The organism is Streptomyces huiliensis (assembly GCF_020037025.1).
In the GTDB taxonomy this organism is placed as follows: Bacteria; Actinomycetota; Actinomycetes; order Streptomycetales; family Streptomycetaceae; genus Streptomyces; species Streptomyces huiliensis.
Map to the genome: position 1 here is coordinate 1 of NZ_JAIQLH010000088.1, position 1,009 is coordinate 1,009.

The 1,009-nt window shown below is 72.5% G+C and carries 1 protein-coding gene; it reads left to right on the forward strand.

What is annotated here, in order from left to right:
• The first annotated feature begins 137 nt into the window (after positions 1 to 137).
• Positions 138 to 893 carry a bestrophin-like domain gene (locus JNW98_RS17600; RefSeq protein WP_223769200.1) on the forward strand — a complete coding sequence of 252 codons (756 nt, stop codon included), beginning with the start codon at positions 138 to 140 and terminating at the stop codon, positions 891 to 893.
• Positions 894 to 1,009: the final 116 nt, after the last annotated feature.

Below are 1,009 nucleotides of genomic sequence, written 5' to 3' on the forward strand. Positions count from 1 at the left end.
GAACACCCCCGCCACCCCCTCGAACACCCTCATCCCATCGGAGGAAACCACCCCGCAACCCGGCTGAACGGGTGACGGACGCCGCAGTATCTCCGTGGCGCGCGCGCTCGCGCCGCGTGGGCGAACCGGAGGATGTCGTGGACGAGTGGGTGGTACTGGTCCTCGCGATGATCGCGGTGATCGCGGTCGTCGTGTCCGTGATCCTGCTGCGCGGGCGGCGGGTGGGGGCGGACGAGGATCCCTCCGAGACGCCCGACGTCATCGAGTACATGACGATGATGATCGGCGTGGTCTACGCCATCGTCCTCGGGCTGGCCATCGCCGGCGTGTGGGAGGCCAGGAACTCCGCGCAGGGGACCGTGCAGGCCGAGGCGCAGGCGCTGCACGAGGTGTACGAGCGGGTGCAGGCGTTCGCGCCGAAGACCCGGGACCAGGTACGGGCGGACGTCGACGCCTACGTGCGGCACGTGGTCCGCGTGGAGTGGCCGGGCATGCTGGAGGACGGGCAGCTGACCGACAAGGGGACGGAGCTGCTGGGCAGGGTACGGGCGGACGTCACCGCCTACGAGCCGCGGGACGACCGGGAGAGCCAGTCGTACCAGCCGCTGCTGGACCAGGTCGGGGCGGCCGACGCGGCGCGGAACGCCCGGTCGCTGAGCGCCGGGGACACCATGCCCGGAGTGGTGTGGTTCGGTCTGATCGGCGGGGCGCTGGTGGCGGTGGGGCTGATCTACACCCTGCAGATCCGGCGGTCGCCGCGGGAGTTGCTCCTCGCCGGGCTCTACAGCGCGCTGATCGCGTTCCTGCTCTTCCTGATCTGGGACTTCAACTCGCCCTACGGGCACGACGTGGCCGACGCCACCGACGCGTTCACCGATCTGTTCACCGTCTGAGCCTTCCCGGCCCCTCCCGCGAGCCGCTCGGTTCCGGCCAGTCCGCGCCGGGGTCCGCCCGGCGCCCCGCGCCCCGGCCCGCGCCCGCCCCCCCGGCCGCCGTCCCCGAGGACGCC